This is a genomic window from Mycobacterium sp. IDUB_1 (assembly GCF_055419625.1).
Genome location: NZ_JBVAYA010000004.1, coordinates 377,114 through 393,997, shown reverse-complemented (window position 1 = coordinate 393,997; position 16,884 = coordinate 377,114). Strand labels below are relative to the sequence as shown.

17 protein-coding genes are annotated in these 16,884 nt (G+C 68.5%); 12 read left to right on the top strand and 5 right to left on the bottom strand.

Annotation, left to right across the window (positions count from 1 at the left end):
- Positions 1-8 precede the first annotated feature (8 nt).
- Complete coding sequence (trmD, locus tag ACZYYX_RS22865; protein WP_463816909.1) at positions 9-695, top strand: tRNA (guanosine(37)-N1)-methyltransferase TrmD; 687 nt, start codon at positions 9-11, stop codon at positions 693-695.
- A gap of 14 nt (positions 696-709) precedes the next feature.
- On the opposite strand, the gene ACZYYX_RS22860 is transcribed toward trmD, so the two are convergent.
- Both ACZYYX_RS22860 and ACZYYX_RS22855 read right to left on the bottom strand, forming a co-directional pair.
- Positions 710-1,624: a serine hydrolase gene (locus ACZYYX_RS22860; RefSeq protein WP_463816908.1), complete on the bottom strand. Its 915-nt coding sequence runs from the start codon at positions 1,622-1,624 to the stop codon at positions 710-712.
- Between the two features lie 17 nt (positions 1,625-1,641).
- Positions 1,642-2,577 (bottom strand): serine hydrolase, encoded by a 936-nt coding sequence (locus ACZYYX_RS22855; RefSeq protein ID WP_463816907.1) that lies wholly within the window; start codon positions 2,575-2,577, stop codon positions 1,642-1,644.
- 360 nt (positions 2,578-2,937) lie between these two features.
- Here ACZYYX_RS22855 and rplS point away from each other — a divergent pair, with 360 nt between their 5' ends.
- The 8 genes from rplS to ACZYYX_RS22815 all read left to right on the top strand — a co-directional run bounded on the left by rplS (position 2,938) and on the right by ACZYYX_RS22815 (position 9,393).
- Positions 2,938-3,279, top strand: a complete 342-nt coding sequence (gene rplS, locus ACZYYX_RS22850; RefSeq protein ID WP_463816906.1) for a 50S ribosomal protein L19 — start codon at positions 2,938-2,940, stop codon at positions 3,277-3,279.
- Positions 3,280-3,340: 61 nt separating this feature from the next.
- Complete coding sequence (gene lepB / locus ACZYYX_RS22845; protein WP_463816905.1) at positions 3,341-4,159, top strand: signal peptidase I; 819 nt, start codon at positions 3,341-3,343, stop codon at positions 4,157-4,159.
- 14 nt (positions 4,160-4,173) lie between these two features.
- Entirely contained in the window at positions 4,174-4,938 is a 765-nt protein-coding gene (locus ACZYYX_RS22840) for a ribonuclease HII (RefSeq protein ID WP_463816904.1), read from the top strand.
- Positions 4,935-5,240 carry a DUF2469 domain-containing protein gene (locus ACZYYX_RS22835; protein WP_043407609.1) on the top strand — a complete coding sequence of 102 codons (306 nt, stop codon included), beginning with the start codon at positions 4,935-4,937 and terminating at the stop codon, positions 5,238-5,240. Before ACZYYX_RS22840 ends, ACZYYX_RS22835 begins: the two co-directional genes overlap by 4 nt.
- 14 nt (positions 5,241-5,254) lie before the next feature.
- Entirely contained in the window at positions 5,255-6,529 is a 1,275-nt protein-coding gene (locus ACZYYX_RS22830) for a lipase family protein (protein WP_463816903.1), read from the top strand.
- Between the two features lie 54 nt (positions 6,530-6,583).
- Positions 6,584-7,357, top strand: coding sequence for an HAD-IIA family hydrolase (locus ACZYYX_RS22825; RefSeq protein WP_463816902.1), 774 nt, complete (start codon positions 6,584-6,586; stop codon positions 7,355-7,357).
- 21 nt (positions 7,358-7,378) lie between these two features.
- On the top strand, positions 7,379-8,578 hold the full coding sequence (locus tag ACZYYX_RS22820; RefSeq protein ID WP_463816901.1) for a CoA transferase: 1,200 nt from the start codon (positions 7,379-7,381) through the stop codon (positions 8,576-8,578).
- Positions 8,575-9,393, top strand: a complete 819-nt coding sequence (locus ACZYYX_RS22815; protein ID WP_463816900.1) for an acyl-CoA thioesterase — start codon at positions 8,575-8,577, stop codon at positions 9,391-9,393. Before ACZYYX_RS22820 ends, ACZYYX_RS22815 begins: the two co-directional genes overlap by 4 nt.
- Here ACZYYX_RS22815 and ACZYYX_RS22810 read toward each other — a convergent pair.
- On the bottom strand, positions 9,353-11,842 hold the full coding sequence (locus tag ACZYYX_RS22810; RefSeq protein ID WP_463816899.1) for a non-ribosomal peptide synthetase: 2,490 nt from the start codon (positions 11,840-11,842) through the stop codon (positions 9,353-9,355). The two genes, ACZYYX_RS22815 and ACZYYX_RS22810, sit on opposite strands and share 41 nt — an antisense overlap.
- Before the next feature lie 21 nt (positions 11,843-11,863).
- Complete coding sequence (locus ACZYYX_RS22805; protein ID WP_463816898.1) at positions 11,864-12,688, bottom strand: DUF1206 domain-containing protein; 825 nt, start codon at positions 12,686-12,688, stop codon at positions 11,864-11,866.
- A gap of 144 nt (positions 12,689-12,832) precedes the next feature.
- Here ACZYYX_RS22805 and ACZYYX_RS22800 point away from each other — a divergent pair, with 144 nt between their 5' ends.
- The 3 genes from ACZYYX_RS22800 to dprA are packed head-to-tail and all read left to right on the top strand — an operon-like array spanning position 12,833 to position 15,860.
- Complete coding sequence (locus ACZYYX_RS22800) at positions 12,833-13,204, top strand: YraN family protein (protein WP_463816897.1); 372 nt, start codon at positions 12,833-12,835, stop codon at positions 13,202-13,204.
- Positions 13,204-14,715: a YifB family Mg chelatase-like AAA ATPase gene (locus tag ACZYYX_RS22795; RefSeq protein WP_463816896.1), complete on the top strand. Its 1,512-nt coding sequence runs from the start codon at positions 13,204-13,206 to the stop codon at positions 14,713-14,715. Before ACZYYX_RS22800 ends, ACZYYX_RS22795 begins: the two co-directional genes overlap by 1 nt.
- Positions 14,712-15,860 carry a DNA-processing protein DprA gene (gene dprA, locus ACZYYX_RS22790; RefSeq protein WP_463816895.1) on the top strand — a complete coding sequence of 383 codons (1,149 nt, stop codon included), beginning with the start codon at positions 14,712-14,714 and terminating at the stop codon, positions 15,858-15,860. The genes ACZYYX_RS22795 and dprA overlap by 4 nt, the downstream gene beginning before the upstream one ends.
- Positions 15,861-15,885: 25 nt before the next feature.
- Here the strand turns inward: dprA and ACZYYX_RS22785 are convergent, their stop codons facing one another.
- Positions 15,886-16,422, bottom strand: coding sequence for a glycine-rich domain-containing protein (locus ACZYYX_RS22785; protein WP_463816894.1), 537 nt, complete (start codon positions 16,420-16,422; stop codon positions 15,886-15,888).
- Between the last annotated feature and the right edge of the window lie 462 nt (positions 16,423-16,884).

The following is a 16,884-nucleotide window of genomic DNA, read 5'->3' as shown; positions in this document are numbered from 1 at the left end:
GCACCCGCATGCGCATCGACGTGATCTCGATCTTCCCGCAGTTTCTCGATCCGTTGCGGCAGTCGCTGCCCGGGCGGGCGATCGATGCCGGCATCGTCGACGTGGCGGTGCACGATCTGCGCCGCTGGACACATGACGTCCACCGCTCCGTCGACGACGCCCCGTACGGAGGCGGTCCCGGCATGGTGATGCGGGCTCCCGTGTGGGGCGAAGCGCTCGACGAGATCTGTTCTGCTGAAACGCTTCTCGTGGTGCCCAGCCCGGCCGGTCGACTGTTCACGCAGAGGGTGGCGCAGCGCTGGACGGCCGAGAAGCATCTCGTGTTCGCGTGCGGCCGGTACGAGGGCATCGATCAGCGGGTGATGGACGACGCGGGCCGGCGCATGCGGGTCGAGGAAGTGTCCATCGGCGATTACGTCCTGCCCGGCGGTGAATCGGCGGCCGTGGTGATGATCGAAGCCGTGCTGCGGCTGCTGCCCGAGGTGCTCGGCAATCCCGAATCCCACCGCGACGACTCGCACTCCGAGTCGGTCGGCGGACTCCTCGAAGGGCCGAGCTACACCCGGCCCGCCGTGTGGCGCGACCTCGAGGTGCCGGACGTGCTGCGCTCGGGGGATCACGCCCGGATCGCCGCGTGGCGACGGGAGCAGGGATTCGAGCGCACCCGGGAGCGGCGGCCCGACCTGCTGGACTGAGAGCTGCCGCGTCCTCAGATCCTGCCGCCGGGGAACATCGTCTCGACGGCCTCGGTGATGTCCTTGCGCGCGCCCGCCTCACTCGTCGGGTCCAGTGAACCGATCGCCATCACGTACCGGCGGTCGGCGCCGATCACCCCGGTCGAGACGTGGAGTTGATTACCGCCGTTCCAACAGCAGAACCAGCCCTGCTTGACGGCGACCGGCTCGGCGTAGAGGCCCTCGGGGATGCCGAAGCGCTGGGGATATCCGTCGGTGCCGGTCGGGGTGGATTGCGCCAGGTTTCCGAGGATCACGTCGGCCTGCTCGCGGGGCAGCCCGCCGCTGCCGTCGAGCAGCTTGGCGTAGTAGCGCACGAGGTCGCTCGCCGTACTCTGCGTCACGTCCCAGTGCCCGTTGTACGGCGCCGTCGTGCCGGTCAACCCGTACCGGGCCACCACTCGCCCGATGATCGCGTTGCCGCCGCTGCGATCCCAGAAGTTCTGTGCAGCACTGTCATCCGAGGACCGCAACATGATGTCGAGCTGCTGCCGGTCGGCGGGTGTGAGGGTGGTCTTTCCCTGCGACACCTGCAGCAGCAGGTCGTCGGCGATGAACAACTTCACCACCGACGCGATCGGGAAGGGGCGATCGCCACCGTCAGACACCACCTGTCCGGTGGTGCGGTCCAGCACCACGGCCCTCATGTCGGCACCCGTGGCCGACGCAGCGTCATCGGTGGCCTTCTGCATGCGGGCATCGAGGTCGACGATGCCGGCCGACGGCTGCGCCGGGGGAGCGGCCGGCAGCGGCACCGAATTGCTCTGCGGCGCTACCGCCGACGACTGAGTGCGCTCAGGTGCGGGCGCCTGCGCCTGGCAGCCGCCGGCGACGAGCGCGACGGCGCACAGCACGGAGGACGTCACGCGACGCCGGGGCCAGCTCTGCATGTATCTCCTCGAAGTCGTCATATGCGGCCGTCCGGGAACATCATGCGGACCGCGTCGGTGATGGTCTTGCGGGCAGTCGCTGCGTCCGATGCCTGCATCGAGCCGATGGCCATCACATAGCGACGGTCCGGGCCGATCACGCCGGTGGACAGATGCATCCAGTCGGAATTCACGCAGCACATCCATCCTTGCTTGACCGCGACCGGATCGCCGGGCAGCCCCTCGGGGATGCCGAACCGCTGGGGGTACACCCCGCCGGGCACCATGCCGTCGGGGGCGGTGGGCGTCGATGCGGCCAGGTTCGAAAGGATGACGCTCGCCTGTTCGCCGGGTAGGCCGCCCGTCCCGGCCAGCAGCTTGTCGTAGTAGCGCACCAGGTCGGTCGCCGTGCTCACCGTGTTGAACCACCTGCCGTTGGTGGGTGGGCGCGTCGAGGTGAGCCCGTACCGGCTGACCACGCGATTGATGATCGCGGTGCCGCCACTGCGGTTCCAGAACACCTCGGCTGCGCTGTCATCGGAGGAGCGCAGCATCACGTCGAGCATGTCGCGATCGTCGGCCGAGAGCGTCGTCTGTCCCGTGGCCACCTGCAGCAGCAGGTCGTCGGCGATGAACAACTTGACCACCGAGGCGATCGCGATGGGCCGGTCGTTGCCGTTGGTCACCAGTTGCCCGGTGTTGCGGTCCAGCACCGCCGCGGTGATGTCGGCACCCTCATCAGCCGCCGTCGCCGTCGCCAGGCGCTCGCGGTCGGCGAGGCCGCGGAATGTGGGGGCCGGTTGATCGACGGGCTGGTCGGGGAGCGCTTCGGCCGTGCCCACGGGCGCGACCACGGTGAGCTGCGGACCAGTGGGCCGCGAGCCGTAGACCTCCGCCTGGCAGCCGCCCATGGCGACGGCCACAACGCTCAGGCCAGCTGCGGTCTTGGCCAGCTGCCTCGGCCGCGGTCGCATCGCTCGTCCTCCCGGGAGTGGGCTTAACCTGAAGCCTGGAACGGGTTCGACACACGGCGCACCCGTGCGTCCAGGGTAACTGCTGTGTACCCGCTGGGCATCGCGTGGCAAGCCCGCCGACGGCGCCCCCGTCATCGCCCCGTCATCGCGCCGGTCGCGGGTCGGTCATCGGTCCAGTCGCCGGGATCGGCGCCGATTTCGGAGATCGGGGCCCCGTCTGGCACAATTGGGCAGTTGTCTGTGCACGGCCGGTACTCCGGCGCCCCGCTGCACGACAGGCCCCAGACGCCCGAACCACCAGGCTCTGCGCGCGTCACCGCGACGCCGCCAGCAGCCGCCGACACCGAGGAAGTGTGACCGATGAACACGCTGGATTTCGTCGACCAGACGTCGCTGCGCGACGACGTCCCGGATTTCGGTCCCGGTGACACCATCAACGTTCACGTGAAGGTCATCGAGGGCTCCAAGGAGCGCATCCAGGTCTTCAAGGGTGTCGTGCTCCGCCGCCAGAACGGTGGCATCCGTGAGACGTTCACCGTCCGCAAGGAGAGCTACGGCGTCGGCGTGGAGCGCACCTTCCCGGTGCATTCGCCCAACATCGACCACATCGACGTCGTCACCCGCGGTGACGTGCGCCGGGCCAAGCTCTACTACCTGCGTGAGCTGCGCGGCAAGAAGGCGAAGATCAAGGAGAAGCGCTGACACCGCTTCGGCGGACCGTGATCGGCGCGGCGTCACGCTGGCTCGTGGCTACGCTGATCTCGTGACCGGACCCAGGGACACCCCCGAGACCGACGACACGTCCGCCGACGAGACGCTCGACCCGCCGGAGTCCGCCGAGGACACGCCGGAGAAGAAGCGGGGAGCGCTGCGCGAAGCGGCGATCCTGATCACCGTTGCGGTGGTCCTGTACTACGTGATGTTGACCTTCATCGCGCGGCCCTATCTGATTCCCTCGGAATCCATGGAGCCCACGCTGCACGGCTGCAACGGGTGTGTGGGCGATCGCATCATGGTCGACAAGCTGACCTACCGGTTCTCCCAGCCGGAACCCGGCGACGTCATCGTTTTCAAAGGTCCGCCCAACTGGAGCATCGGCTACAAGTCGATCCGTTCCGAGAACCCGGCCCTCCGCACCGTGCAGAATGCGCTGTCGTTCATCGGCTTCGTCCCGCCCGACGAGAACGACCTGGTCAAGCGAATCATCGCCGTCGGCGGGCAGACCGTCGAATGCCGCGTGACCACGGGATTGACGGTCGACGGCAAGAAACTCGACGAGCCCTATCTCGACCCGAACACCATGAACGCCGACCCGGCGGTCTACCCGTGCCTGGGCAACGAATTCGGGCCGGTGACGGTACCCGAGGGCAGGCTGTGGGTGATGGGCGACAACCGCACCCACTCGGCGGACTCCCGCGCACACTGCTCCAACGAGCCTGCTGACGTGCAGCGCGGCGTTCTGTGCACCGGCGACCCGGTCGCAGGAACGATCCCCGTCGACAACGTGATCGGCAAGGCCCGCTTCATCGCCTGGCCGCCGTCGCGGTGGGGTGGCGTGAGCTCGGTGGATCCGCAGAGCTAGCGGGAGACTCGACAGTGCCGGCGTGGCCTCCGAGGATGGTGATCCGCAGGTCGTCTGGTCTGCGCACCCTGGAATCGGCGCTTTACCGGGCCGGACTCGGCCCGGTGGCCGGCGTCGACGAAGTGGGCCGAGGCGCGTGTGCCGGACCGCTGGTGGTGGCGGCGTGCGTGCTGGGGCCCAACCGCATGGACAGCCTGGCCGCGCTCGACGACTCCAAGAAACTGGGCGAAGCCGAACGTGAGCGGTTGTTCCCGCTGATCAAACGCTATGCCCTCGCCTACCACGTCGTGTTCATCCCCTCGGTGGAGGTCGACCGCCGCGGCGTGCACGTGGCGAACATCGAGGGCATGCGACGGGCGGTGGCCGGCCTCCCGCTGCGTCCCGGTTACGTACTGAGCGACGGTTTCCGGGTGCCCGGGTTGCCGACGCCGTCGCTGCCGGTGATCCGCGGGGACGCGGCGGCGGCGTGCATCGCGGCGGCCAGCGTGCTGGCCAAGGTCAGCCGTGACCGGCTGATGGTCGCGATGGACGACGAGCATCCCGGCTACGGTTTCGCCGAACACAAGGGGTACAGCACGCGGGCCCACGGTGCGGCGCTCGCCCGGCTGGGGCCGTCGGCCCAACACCGCTACTCGTTCATCAACGTTCGACGGCTCGTGACGGGGGAACCCAATGGGCAGGACGACAATGATGGCCGAGACGATTTTGACAGGATGAGTCCACTGGGTTCGGTGGACTCAGAGATGTATGACCTACGCGAAGGACAGCTGAGCCGATGAGTGCCGAAGATCTCGAGAAGTACGAGACCGAGATGGAGCTCTCGCTCTACCGTGAGTACAAGGACATCGTCGGGCAATTCAGCTACGTCGTGGAGACCGAGCGGCGGTTCTATCTGGCCAACAGCGTCGAGATGGTGCCCCGTAACGCCGACGGCGAGGTGTACTTCGAGCTGCGACTCGGCGACGCGTGGGTGTGGGACATGTACCGGCCCGCCCGGTTCGTCAAACAGGTCCGCGTCATCACGTTCAAGGACGTCAACATCGAAGAGGTCGACAAGCCGGAGCTGCGGCTGCCGGAGTAGGGATGGATCGAAGCGTGGAAGTCGGGCAGGACGTCGGACAGGGCGCGGCAGGCCGAACGGCCTCGTCGTCGCCGGTGCTCCAACCGGGCGATGACCCCTTCTACGATCCGCCGCCCGGCATCGACGAACTGCGGCCGGGCACCGTCGTGCGGTCGCGACGCGTGCAGCTGGCCTTCTTCGGACGGATCCGTCGGGGTGCAGCGACTCAGCTGATGTACCGCAGCACCGATGCGCACGGCCGGCCCGAGGTCGCGGTGACCACGGTCGTGGTCCCTAGAGGCCGGGACCCTCGAACCTGTCCGGTGTTGTCCTATCAGTGCGCCATCGACGCCGTCGCCGCACGCTGCTTCCCGTCCTATGCGCTGCGCCTCGGGTCGCAGCTGGTCGGAGCGTCGGTGCAGGCCGAGTTCCTCGTGGTCGCTGCGGCGCTCGCACGCGGGTGGGCGGTCTCCATCCCCGATCACGAGGGGCTGCAGGGCATGTGGGGCGCCCCCTACGAAGCGGGTTTCCGCGTGCTCGACGGGCTGCGGGCCGCTGTCTCACACGAGGCGCTCGGATTGTCGCCGGACGCCCGGATGGCGATGTGGGGATACTCGGGCGGAGGGCTGGCCACCGGATGGGCCGCCGAAGCGGCGTCGGATTACGCCCCCGAACTCGACCTGGCCGGCGCCGTGATGGGTTCGCCCGTCGTGGACCCCGAAAACGTTGCGCGACGGTTGAACTCGACCCCCTGGGCAGGTCTGGCCGCCCTGATGATCGCCTCCCTGGTGCACGTGTTCCCGGAGGCGCGCGCAGTGGTCGACAGGCACGCGACCGACGAGGGCAAGGCGCTGCTGCGCGAGATCGAAGAGATGTCGACGGGCTCGGCGATCCGCCGCTTGCGCAACAAGGACATCGCCGACTACGTCGACCTGACCTTCGATGAACTGTTCGCCCTACCCGAATTGCGGCACATCTTCGACATGACGCGGCTCGGCCAGGCGATCCCGAGCATGCCGGTCCTGATGATCCAGGGTGTGCACGACCGAATCGTCGACGTCGGCGACGTCGACGATCTGGTGAACCGCTACACCGACGGCGGCACAACGGTGCGCTACCACCGCGATCCGCTGGCCGAGCACCTGCTGCTGTACGCCTTCGCGGTGCCGATGAGCTTGCGGTGGCTGGGTAATCGGCTGCAGCGGGAACATCGTGGCGGTCGCAGTACCTGGCCGGCGGTCCTCGATACCGGCACCTACCGCGACATAGTCGGCGCGCTGCCGCGACTGCGGCGTCGAACCCGCCGCTGAGCGATCGTCCGGTCACGCCGTCTTCGGCCTTGCCTCGCCTGACAGACTGGGGGCATGCGCTCCACACCGCAGTGCTGGCTGACCGACATGGACGGCGTGCTGGTCCGTGAGGAACACGCGCTCCCCGGGGCCGCCGAGTTCCTCCAGACCCTCGCCGACCGCGAGCGACCATTTCTGGTCCTCACCAACAACTCGATCTTCACCCCGCGCGACCTCGCGGCCCGGCTGGCCCGCTCCGGTCTGATCGTGCCGGAGTCTGCGATCTGGACATCCGCGCTGGCGACCGCCACGTTCCTGGCCGACCAACTGCCCGGCGGCTCGGCCTACGTCATCGGCGAGGCCGGCCTGACCACGGCGCTGCACGAAGCCGGGTACACGATGACCGATGTCGAGCCCGACTTCGTGGTGCTCGGCGAGACCCGCACCTACTCCTTTGAGGCGATCACCAAGGCGGTGCGGCTCATACTCGGTGGCGCCCGATTCATCGCCACCAACCCCGACGTCAGCGGCCCGTCGGCCGAGGGCCCGCTGCCGGCAACGGGGTCAGTCGCGGCGATGATCACCAAGGCCACCGGCCGGGAACCCTACTTTGTGGGCAAACCCAACCCGATGATGTTCCGCAGCGCCCTCAACCAGATCGAGGCGCACTCGGAGAACACCGTGATGGTCGGGGATCGGATGGACACCGACGTCGTCGCCGGCATCGAGGCGGGACTCGAGACCATCTTGGTGCTCACCGGCTCGACGACGATCGAGGACGTCAACCGCTACCCCTTCCGTCCCAGCAGGGTGCTGCCGTCGATCGCCGAGGCGATCGAGCTGATCTGAGCCCTCCCTACACTTGGCGCCGTGACTGTCACTGTTGATAGGCCGCTGGCCGGGGTGCGGATCGTCGAGATCTCCAGCTTCGTCGCGGTACCGCTGGCGGGAATGACGCTCGCGCAGCTCGGCGCGGAGGTGGTCCGGATCGACCCGATCGGAGGTGCCGCCGACTACCACCGCTGGCCGCTGACCGACGCGGGCGAGAGTATCTACTGGGCCGGGCTCAACAAGGGCAAGCGCTCACTGGCCGTCGACATGCGTTCCGACGCCGGGCACGACGTCGTGACCCGGCTGATCGCCGACAGCGGTGTGTTCCTCACCAACGTCACCGGCCGGCCGTGGCACGCCTATCCGACGTTGCGTGAACGGCGAACCGATCTGATCCAGGTCGAGGTGTCGGGGCGGGCCGACGGTGGCACCGGTGTCGACTACACGGTCAACGCCGGGATCGGCTTCCCGCTGGTCACGGGCGCACCCGATTCCGCGGCTCCGGTCAACCACGTGCTGCCCGCCTGGGACGTCACCTGCGGGCTCTACGCAGCGCTGGCCGTGGTCACCGCTCTGCGCCACCGCGACGCCACCGGCGAGGGACAGCACGTCACGATCCCGCTGGAGAACGTCGCGCTGGCCACGGCCAGTAACCTCAGCCTGCTCACCGAAGCCATGGTCAGCGGGACGTCGCGGGGCCGGATCGGGAATGCGGTCTACGGTACCTACGGGCGGGACTTCAGCGGCAGCGACGGCTCGGTCTTCATGGTCGTTGCGCTGACCAACCGACACTTCCGCGACCTCACGGACATGACCGAGACTGCCGATGACGTTGCCGCGCTTGCTGATTCGCTGGGTGCCGACTTCGCCGACGAAGGTGAGCGCTATGTGCACCGGGACGCGTTGGGTGCTCTGTTCGCCGGTTGGTTCGCCCGCCACACGGGCGAGCAGATCGCTGCCGCGCTGGCCGGCACCTCGGTGCTGTGGGAGCGGTACCGCACGTTCGCCGAGACCGCCGCCTCCGAACTCGTCACGGCCAACCCGCTGTTCACCGTTCTCGAGCAGCCGCGCATCGGGCGGTACGCGGCGACGGGAGTGCCCATGGCGATCGACGGGACGTATCCGCCGCCGGACGTCGCCCCGGCCCTCGGCGATGACACCGCGACCGTACTGGGCGAGTGGTTGGGCCTCGATGCGGACCGGGTCGACGCACTGCGCGCGGCGGGAGCCGTCGCATGAGCCGGCTGGTGGACCTGCTCGACGTCACCGCCGTCGACGACGACCACTGGCGCGGCCGGGCGAGCGGCCCGGACGGCAAGCGCGCCTACGGCGGCCAACTGGTCGCGCAGAGTCTGGCCGCTGCCGCGCGCACCGTCGAGACCGTCAAGGCGCCGACTGCGCTGCATCTGCAGTTCCTGCGCGGTGGGGATGCGGGAGCCACGGTGGACTACGCGGTGCACCGCGTGTTCGACGGCCGTACCGCTGCATCGCGGCGGGTCGACGCCACTCAGGACGGGCGGCTGCTGACGACGGCGACGGTGTCGTTCGCCGCGGCGCTGACGGGTCCCGAGCACGGCGGGAGTGACGTGGGTGCGGACCCGGAGACGTTGCCGCGCACCGGACCTGCCGGTCCGGCACCGTCCATGCCGCTCGACGAACTCGACCTCAGGCTCGTCGACGCGGGCGCCGGCGAAAAGTTCGTCCGACGGTTGTGGTGGCGCGCCGACGTCGATCTCGGTGACGACCCGCTGCTGCACACGCTGGTCGCCGCCTACGTCACCGACGTGTATCTGATCGACCCGGCACTGCAAGTCCACGGCTACTCGATGCGGTCGCGCACGCACCGCAGCGGGACCACGGATTCGTCGATGTGGTTTCACCGCGAGCTGCGGGCGGACGAGTGGAATCTGCTCGAATGTCGTTCCCCGGCCGCCGCCCGCGGCCGGGGAGTCGTCACCGCATCGCTGATCCGACGTGACGGTGCGATCGCCGCCACGCTGACGCAGGAGGGGCTCATCGCAGAGCGGGAGCCCGACCCGGATTCTTCTTCGTGACCCGGCGATCCCGCATCCGATGCCGGATCTGGGTGATCACCGCGGTCAACGCGATACCGATGACGATCGAGGCGATCACGCCGTAGAGCTTGTGGGTGCCGAACATCGGATACACCTGGAAGTGCGTGAGATAGATGTAGAGCGACGCCTCGGCGACCGCCCCCGCGGCGACGGCCACCGCGGCGGGACACCGCACGGCGGGCAGCCAGATCAGCAGCACCAACCCCGCGGTCACCAGGACTTCACGCACGGTAGAGCCGAAATAGCCGTGCACGCCGACGATCAGTACCGCCGTCACCGCGAGACGCTGCAGGTTCGTGCTCGCCTTCGCTGCTGCCCAGCCGGCGGCGAAGAACCAGAACGCGAGCATCGTGAACCACGCGTCTCGCCCCAGCCCGAAGCCCAGCACGTCGTAGCGCAGTGCCATACCAACGGCGAGGAACGCGGCCGCGAACGCGAACGGATACCGGCGCTCCACCCGGTCGACCGACGGGAGCCACAACAGCACGGCCAGCGCCGCCAACGTCCACACCAGCACTTCGACGAACCACAACCGGCCCGCGGTCATGCTGTCGTGGGGACCGAGGAACTTGTTGGCCAGCAACAGGTTCGACAGATGGTAGTCCTCGGTGACCACGAGCGCGAGGGCGATCCACGCCACGGCGGGCCCGGCGATCCAACCGATGGTGGCACCGAGGTGGCGGACGCGCACTGAACGGGGGAGCGGGGTCAGGCAGAAGCGCGCGAAGTTGTAGCCGGCGATGCCGAGCAGGATGTGCGCCCCGCCCCACATCTCGAACAGTTCGGCATGGGACGCGACGACTAGGACGATCGCCAGCGCGCGCAGCGCCACACTCGTTTCCACCGTGCTGCCCCAGGAGCGCCACCAGCGTGGCTGCGGCGTGGGCCGGCGCCGGAGCTCGCGGATGGGCAGGCGCGGCCAGTCCGCAGGCAGGTGGCCGAGTAGGCGCTCCAAGCGCACCGACATCGTCACGTAGGTCAGGGAGTTGCCGCCGAGGTCGACGAACGTGGCGTCATCGTTGACTTCGGAAGGGTCGAGGTGCAGCACGTCGGCGAACACGCCTGCCAGGTCGTCGCCCCACTCCGCGCGCGGTGCGACGAGGGTCCGGGCTCGGGGGTAGTCGGGCTTGCCCGAGGGCAGCAGGGGCAACTGGGGCACGGCGACGGCGTCGACCGCGCTCACGGGCAGGGTGGTGGCGTCGGCGACCAGTCTGCGCACGTCGGCCGGATCGTGGGCGCCTTCGGCGACGACCACCAGCCGCTCATCGGTCTCGGTGCACAGGCCGGTCACGCCGTGCTCGGCCAGGGTGCGCTCGATCCGCTGCAGATCGATGCGCAGTCCGAATATCTTCGCGAATCTGCTTGTCCGGCCGATGATCTCGAAGAGCCCGGGACCGCATCGACGAGCGACGTCCCCGGTGCGCAGTTCGTCGAGAGTGGGGCCCAGCGCCAGGTCCTCGATGCGCTCGGCGTATCCCATCATGACGTTGGGCCCGCGGAAGGCCAGTTCGCCGACCTCGTCGTCGGACCAGCCGTCGAGCGGTTCGAGAGTCAGGGTGGCGCCGGGAATCGGAACACCGATCGCCTGCGGGTATTCCTGCGCGAGATGTGGTGGCAGATAAGCCATTCGAGCGGTCGCTTCGGTCGCGCCGTACATGACGAACAGGTCCCACCCGCGGCGCTCCCCGAGCGCGGCGTAGCGTCTCACGCGGTCGGGCGGCATCGGTCCGCCGGCCTGGGTGACATAGCGAAGGTGTGGCATCGCCATGTGGGGAAAGCCGACGCGCTCGAGGAGTTCGAACGTGTAGGGGACACCGGCGAACGTGGTGCCGCGGTGCCGGACGAAAAGCTCCCAGAACTGCTGATCGGACACCGAGCGATCGGTGAGGATCAACGCCGCCCCGACGAGCAGATGGCTGTGCACCACCGACAGGCCGTAACAGTAGGACATCGGCAGAGTCGTTGCGGCTCGATCTGTTTCGAGGATGCCGAGATAGTCGGCGATCGCCCGGGGGTTGGCTCCGACGTTGGTCCGGGAGAGCCGCACGAGCTTCGGGGATCCGGTACTGCCGGACGTCGACATCAGCAGCATCAGATCCGGATGCAGATCGTGGCCGCTCGAGTCGAGGTGGTGGACGCCGGTGCGATCGATGACGACGTCTGGCCGGTAGGTAGTCGTCAGCGCGGCGGTGTCACCGCCGGCGGGAACGGGCAGCACCACATGCCCCGCGGCCAGTGCCGCCAGGTAGTGCGTCAAGGTGTCGATGTCGTTGCTGACCTCGAGCAGCACGAGCGCGCGGGTGCGTGACAACGTGACTGCGCGGGCTTCGACGCGATCCGCAAGCTGACCGTAGGTCAGTTCTTCTGTCTCGGTGAGGACGGCCGTGTTGGCTGCGAACCGGCGCAGGTGGTCGATCAGCGGCCGCATAAGGGCGACCTTACCTGGGTCTCACATCCGGTTGTACTTGCTCCTGATGAAGCTGTAGGCGCCGAACGCAGCGATTCCGAGGGCGGCCAGGATCAGAAGGAACTTGCCGAACGGGGCCTGGCCCAGTGTCTTGACCGCGGCGTCGAGTCCGCTGGCCTTGGCGGGGTCGGCCTGCAGTGTTGCGATGATGACCAGGACGCCGGCACCGCCGAGCACCAGGCCCTTGGCGACGTAGCCGGCGACGCCGGTTGCGGTGACCAGGCGCCCGCCCGAGACTGTCAGCTCCTCGAGGAACTTCTCGGAGGCGCCCTTGTACACGTGGTAACCGCCGACGGCGATCACGCCGATGCCGATCGCGATGAGCAGCAGCTTGCCCCCGCCCGACTGCATGAGCTGGGCTGACATGCCGGAGTTCTGCTGACTGCTCGACTGGCCGCTGCCCATCGCGAACTTCGCGGCTGAGAATGCGATCGCGAAGTTGACCACCGCGAGCGCGAGGGACTTGGCCCGCTTCCACCCGGGGTTGTCACCCTTGTGCCCCGACCCTTCGCGAGGTTTGGCGCCCATGATGGCTTCTGCCACGCGCCATAGGCCGAGCGCGACGAGGCCCACTGCCGCGACCCACAGGACGATCTTGCCGAAAGGCTGGGCCGCCAGCGTGGCCAGCGCACCGGACTGGTCGGCGTTGCCGCTCGCCCCGGTGAAGGCCAGCTGCGCGATGATCACGGCAACCAGCAGGTGCAGCACGCCGCTGGCGGCAAATCCGGCGCGCGCGGCGTATTCGAAAGCGTTGCTGCCGGTCGCGCGGTGGGCGACGCCGTGCAGGTTCGCAGGTCGTGTGGCCATGGTGTCCTCCAGGTGGGGCGTTGGTTCCCCGGTTCCCCGGTTTTGACGCCGGCGAAACCGCGGCGTCTGTGGATGGAATCGGCTCTGGGGATGAACAGCTCGCAGACGGGTGGCTGTGTCGGGGGGCCGCGCCAGGGTGACGGCATGACGAAGACACACAGTCGCGCCGAGATCGGGGCGCTGGGAGAACAGCTTGCGGTTGACCATCTGCGCGGGCTCGGTTGGGTGATTCTCGACCGCAATTGGCGGTGCAGATACGGGGAGCTCGATGTCGTGGCCGCCGACGAGGGCGCGCGGGCGCTGGTGTTCGTGGAGGTGAAGACGCGTACCGGCGATCAGTTCGGCGGTCCGCTCGCCGCGGTGACGCCGACGAAGCTGCGGCGCCTGCGCCGGCTTGCCGGTCTGTGGCTGGCTGCGCGCGGCGGCAGCTGGCCGCAGCTGCGGATCGACGTCATCGCCGTCACGATAGGCCGCACCCGCACGCCCGAAGTCACCCATCTGCAGGGGGTGGGGTGATGACGCTCGGGCGGGCGTTCTCGGTGGCCGTGCGCGGGGTCGAGGGGCACATCGTCGAGATCGAGGCCGACATCTCCAACGGTCTGCCGGGGGTCCATCTCGTCGGGTTGGCCGATGCCGCGCTGCAGGAGTCCCGGGACCGGGTGCGGGCCGCGATCAACAACTGCGGGTTCAGCTGGCCGCAGACCCGGCTGACGCTGGCGCTGTCACCGGCGACGCTGCCGAAGATGGGGTCGGTCTACGACGTGGCGCTGGCAACGGCAGTGCTGGCGGCCAACGGTAAGAAGGCGTGGCCGAGGCTCGAGAAGACCGTCCTACTGGGGGAGTTGGCGCTCGACGGTCGCGTACGACCGGTCAAAGGAGTGCTACCGGCCGTGCTGGCGGCGCAGCGTCACGGCTGGCCGACGGTGGTGGTGCCGGTCGAGAACCTGGCCGAGGCAAGCCTGATCGACGGCGTCGACGTGTGGGGCGTGGCGACGCTGGGGCAGCTGCACGCGTGGCTGGCTGGCAAAGGCGATCTGCACGCCCGCATCGACCACCCCGAGCAGGCGCCCGAGGTGTCGATCGACCTGGCCGATGTCGTGGGTCAGCCGCAGGCGCGCCGGGCGGTCGAGGTGGCCGCCGCGGGCGGGCACAACTTGGTGATGACGGGCCCGCCCGGGGTGGGCAAGACCATGCTCGCGCAACGGTTGCCCGGGCTGCTGCCGCCGCTGTCGCAACCCGAGGCGCTGGAGGTCACCGCGATCCACTCGGTTGCCGGCCTGTTGACCGGTGACGCACCGCTGATCACCCGACCCCCGTTCGTCGCGCCGCACCACACATCGAGCGTGGCCGCGCTGGTCGGGGGAGGTTCGGGGATGGCCCGGCCGGGTGCGGTCAGCCGGGCCCACCGCGGCGTGCTGTTCCTCGACGAGTTCGCCGAGATCAACAGCTCCGCCCTCGAGGCGTTGCGAACACCGTTGGAAGACGGCGTCATTCGCCTGGCCCGTCGCGAGGGCGTGGCGAGCTACCCGTGTCGGTTCCAGCTCGTCCTGGCCGCCAACCTGTGCCCGTGCGCGCCGCCCGACCCCCGCGACTGCGTGTGCGCCTCGGTCGACCGACGCCGCTACCGCAGCAGGTTGTCGGGGCCGTTGTTGGACCGCGTGGATCTGCGAGTCGAGATGCACGCGTCGCGGGCGGGGACGTTCGCCGACGAGGCCGGGGAGTCGACCGCAGCTGTGCGAGAAAGGGTCTGGGCGGCACGCGAGGCCGCGCACGAGCGGTGGCGTCCGCACGGTGTCAGCACCAACGCGGAGGTGAGCGGCGCGCTGCTGCGGAAGCGGTTCCGTCTGAGCGCAGACGCGATGAAACCGGTCAAGACCGCTGTCGACCGCGGGTTGCTGAGCATCCGGGGCATGGATCGCACATTGCGGGTCGCGTGGACGTTGTGTGATCTGGCGGGTGGGGTGACGCCGACTCGTGAGCATGTGGTCTCGGCGTTGTCGTACCGGCAGGTGGGAGAGCGGACATGACCGAGGAGGAGAGGCGGGCGTGGGCGTATCTGTCGCGGGTGGCGGAGGTGCCGAACCCGCGGATCGCTGTGCTGGCTGAGACGGTGGGGCCGGTGGAGGCAGAGCAGCGCATCCGTCGGCGCGACCTCACCGATGCGAAGCTGCTGTCTTCTACTGCAGCGCGGCACGAGATCGATTGTGCCCGCGATGATCTGGACATCCTCGATCGGCTCGGTGGACGCTTGCTGACCTCGACGGACGAGGAGTGGCCGGCCACGGCGTTCGGTAGCTTCGACGGGGTGGACAAGGCCAGGCGGCCGCAGGGGTATGCGCCGATGGTGCTGTGGGTGGTGGGCCCGTCATCGGTCGTCGACGTCGCTGCCCGGGCGGCGGCGCTGGTCGGCACCCGAGCGGCCAGTGCCTACGGCGAGTTCGCCGCCGCTGATCTGGCGGCCGGCCTGGTGGAGCGTGACGTGGCTGTGGTGTCGGGTGGGGCGTACGGGATCGACGGTGCTGCGCACCGGGCGGTGTTGTCGTGCGACGGAGTGACGGTGGCGGTGTTGGCCTCGGGGATCGATGTGCCGTATCCGTCGGGGCATTCCGCGCTGTTGCATCGGGTGGCTCGGCACGGGTTGGTGGTGACGGAGTATCCGCCGGGAAGCCGACCGTGCCGGCGTCATTTCCTGGCCCGCAATCGATTGGTCGCGGCGCTGTCGGGGGCTACTGTCGTGGTCGAGGCAGGTATCCGCAGCGGCGCGGCCAATACCGCGGCGTGGGCGAAAGCGTTGGGCCGCAACGTGTGCGCGGTGCCAGGTCCGATCACGTCGGCGGCGTCGGTGGGCTGTCATGAACTGCTCAAGAACGACGAAGGGGCTCATCTCGTCACCCGAGCCGAGGAGATCGTCGAGCTGGTCGGCAATTACGGGGAGCTGGCATCCGAACAGCCGCGTCCGGGAAGCGAGGTGGACGGGTTGAATCCGGAGGAGCTCGCGGTGTACGAGGCGCTGCCCGGGCGCGGGTCACGCTCGGTCGACCAGATCGCCGTGGCTGCAGGCATGCCCGAGACCGAGGTGATCGGGCAGTTGACCATGCTGGACATCCGCGGCCTGGTAGCGCAGCAGGATGGTGAGTGGAAAATTCTGCGCCACCGATCTTCAGGTTCTTGATCAGCGCCGAGGCCACTCATCAATGTCAGCGCTTCAGGTTGTGGGGTGCAGCTCTCTGTCGGCCGCTGGCGGTGAGCCTTCTCATGGAGGTCTGGATAGCAGCGACTCTCTCGAGGTCGATTCCCCAGGGTTCTTCCACGCCGACGATTGTGTCGAGATCCCATAGCACGCAACGCTCTTCAGGCTGAGCCACTAGTGACCACGCGACAACCGTCCTCCCGAGCTGATTCTCGATGGGATCGCTGGCACCCGCGGTGCCTGCGGGTGCGCTGCCCTCAGGATGGTGATGGAGATACCGGCCGTACGCGTCGACGCAAAACGCCGAATACCTGGCTGTACAGAGAATGAAGCCATGCCACGCTTCGTCGACCGCCCGCGAAGGCATGCCGATCACTTGCCCATCTCGAAGCGCTGCTGCACAGCAACGGAGCCATTGCCGCAGACCGGTTTCGACGAGGGCTCGCGGCTGCCACGGGCATGTCTTGAATACCGCAGAGGGAAGCTCCACGCTTTCCGCCGCAGCATTCGCTCGCTCGATCCAATTGGTGCCCTTAAGCCACACGGCGTCACTCTATGCGCGGCGCCCGAGGCGGCGTAGGCTCATCGCATGTTGGCCGCGATCGTGGTGGTCGGAGTCGTTCTGGCCTCGATCGGTGTGAATGTCGCAGTCATTCGAGCGCGTCGAGCGGGCCCGGATCCGTGGGACGACTGTGGGCAGAGCCTTCGAGACTTGAAGGCGTGGCAGGCGTCGAGGAAGGCCGGCGGCTCTCGATACTGGGCTTCCGGAGCGGCGGGCACGGCCGGCCTGTGGGGGGCCGGCAACTACGGAGGCGGAAGCGACTTCGGCAGCGGAGACTTCAGTGGTGGAGGCAGCTGCGGTGGTGGAGGTGGCTGTGGTGGAGGTGGCTGTGGTGGCGGATGATCCGCTGCCGCATCGCGCATTCGATACCTTGTCGTTCTGACGACGCGGACGCGACAAGTCGGAAGAACCTCGCAGCAACTGTTTCTTACCCACCGCGCACAC

Excerpts from the sequence above, each read along its gene's own strand:
- trmD (WP_463816909.1), top strand. The coding sequence starts at position 9 with ATGCGCATCGACGTGATCTCGATCTTCCCGCAGTTTCTCGATCCGTTG.
- ACZYYX_RS22860 (WP_463816908.1), bottom strand. The coding sequence starts at position 1,624 with ATGCAGAGCTGGCCCCGGCGTCGCGTGACGTCCTCCGTGCTGTGCGCC.
- ACZYYX_RS22855 (WP_463816907.1), bottom strand. The coding sequence starts at position 2,577 with ATGCGACCGCGGCCGAGGCAGCTGGCCAAGACCGCAGCTGGCCTGAGC.
- rplS (WP_463816906.1), top strand. The coding sequence starts at position 2,938 with ATGAACACGCTGGATTTCGTCGACCAGACGTCGCTGCGCGACGACGTC.
- ACZYYX_RS22835 (WP_043407609.1), top strand. The coding sequence starts at position 4,935 with ATGAGTGCCGAAGATCTCGAGAAGTACGAGACCGAGATGGAGCTCTCG.
- ACZYYX_RS22825 (WP_463816902.1), top strand. The coding sequence starts at position 6,584 with ATGCGCTCCACACCGCAGTGCTGGCTGACCGACATGGACGGCGTGCTG.
- ACZYYX_RS22815 (WP_463816900.1), top strand. The coding sequence starts at position 8,575 with ATGAGCCGGCTGGTGGACCTGCTCGACGTCACCGCCGTCGACGACGAC.
- ACZYYX_RS22810 (WP_463816899.1), bottom strand. The coding sequence starts at position 11,842 with ATGCGGCCGCTGATCGACCACCTGCGCCGGTTCGCAGCCAACACGGCC.
- ACZYYX_RS22805 (WP_463816898.1), bottom strand. The coding sequence starts at position 12,688 with ATGGCCACACGACCTGCGAACCTGCACGGCGTCGCCCACCGCGCGACC.
- ACZYYX_RS22800 (WP_463816897.1), top strand. The coding sequence starts at position 12,833 with ATGACGAAGACACACAGTCGCGCCGAGATCGGGGCGCTGGGAGAACAG.
- ACZYYX_RS22795 (WP_463816896.1), top strand. The coding sequence starts at position 13,204 with ATGACGCTCGGGCGGGCGTTCTCGGTGGCCGTGCGCGGGGTCGAGGGG.
- dprA (WP_463816895.1), top strand. The coding sequence starts at position 14,712 with ATGACCGAGGAGGAGAGGCGGGCGTGGGCGTATCTGTCGCGGGTGGCG.